Origin of the sequence: Shewanella sp. Sh95 (genome assembly GCF_001308045.1) — a bacterium.
Classification (GTDB): domain Bacteria; phylum Pseudomonadota; class Gammaproteobacteria; order Enterobacterales; family Shewanellaceae; genus Shewanella; species Shewanella xiamenensis.
On record NZ_LGYY01000188.1, the window covers coordinates 1 to 1,671 of the forward strand.

Annotated in this window: 1 protein-coding gene; it reads right to left on the minus strand. The window is 46.4% G+C overall.

Annotation, left to right across the window (positions count from 1 at the left end):
• Positions 1-39: 39 nt before the first annotated feature.
• A protein-coding gene (locus AEA42_RS14095) for an IS3 family transposase (protein ID WP_088213182.1) occupies positions 40-1,595 on the minus strand; the annotation gives its coding sequence in 2 pieces (ribosomal slippage) (positions 40-1,133 and positions 1,133-1,595; 1,557 coding nt in all).
• Between the last annotated feature and the right edge of the window lie 76 nt (positions 1,596-1,671).

The following is a 1,671-nucleotide window of genomic DNA, read 5'->3' on the forward strand; positions in this document are numbered from 1 at the left end:
CGGTGTTTTTCAAGGTAGTTGTCACTCTTTGCTTAAATATTAAGCTGCATTTATTACCCCTTCTATTGGTGCTTTATCTGGGTTTAGGGTCACGGGCCCAACTGCCTCACAATTTCTCACGTCTTTAGACCAGCGCGTCGGTCTTCTTGCCTTTGCCGCTTCAAGCACTTCCTTACGCTTGGCTAAAATAGCGTTATCTAGCTGAGCATGACGTTGTCCTGGTGAGACAAAATTGAGCTGGCTGTGTTTATGTTCATCGTTGTACCAGGTTACAAACTTTTCCACCCATTCTCTTGCTGTTGCTAAGCTGCTAAAACCTGATGCAGGCCACTGTGGTCGGTATTTTAAGGTTTTAAATAACGACTCTGAAAAGGGGTTGTCGTTACTCACCCGCGGCCGACTTAATGATGCCGTAATACCGAGTTCTTCTAGCTTGGCTTTCATGGTCAATGACTTCATCGGCGCCCCATTATCAGAGTGCAGCACTAATGGCGTATTAAAACATTGTTCGCGTAACATGCAGCGTTGGATTAGCGCGGCGGCGTACTCACCGCATTCTTGTTCGTGAACTTCGTAACCCACTATTTTTCTACTGTAAATATCTTCAAACATGTACAGATAATAAAACTGGCCTTTGACGGTTGAAGCCAAATAAGTGATGTCCCACGACCACACTTGATTCGGCCCATCTGCCCGATAACTTAACGGTTTGCTTCGATTAACAGCAGCCTGAGTGCGACCACGATGGTTAAGTTGACCATGAGCATTTAACACTCTGTAGAAGCTGGATTCCGAAGCGATATAAATCCCGTTATCTAATAATGTTGGCACAATTTGCGACGGGGGTAAGCTGGCGTACTCCGCTTGATTACACACACTTAATATCTGTTGTCGCTCATGTTCTTCGAGTTTATTGGCGGGCTCTGGACGAGCCGCTGTCGGCCTTAAATCAGCTTGTACTTGACCTTCTCGATACCAACGTCGATAGGTACGCTTACTGAGGCCCGTTTCAGCACAAGCCTTATAAAGGCGAGCACCATTGGTATAGGCCTCTTGAATTAAGGCAATCAATGCTATGCGCTCAGGCAAGGGGGTTAGCTCTCCTCGCTGTCGTCCCCCCAGAGCGCATTGAGCTTTTTTCTGAGCACCAGTAATGCGGCAGCTTCTGCCAACGCTTTCTCTTTGTAGCGCAATTCCCGTTGCAGCGATTTGATTTCGGCTTTGTCAGCCTTGGCCTGCTGTTTAATGGTTTTAGTTTGTACTTCTGAGGTTTGAAAACCAGACAAGCACTCCAACTTCCACTGTTGTACTTGTTCGCGGTACAAGCCTTTTTCACGACAATACTGGCTTATTTCTGCTTCTGATAGCGGAGCAGTTTCAATAATCACGGCAAGTTTGGCTTCAGCTGACCAATCATCGGCTGTTAATGTTTTACCTGGCACGGGGCGACCTTCTTTTCTGGCAATATCCCGCCAATGATACAAGGTTTGCACCGCAATGCCTTCTTCCCGAGCAACCTCTGCGACCGTTAAATTGTGAGGCGGTAATAATTTTTTAAGGATCGCCTCTTTACGTTCTGGTGAATACCGAGCCATTTTGTTCTCTTTTGCCGCACCCTGTCTTTAAAAATAATGATTATTTAGGGGTGACAACAATCCTGACACAGGGGGA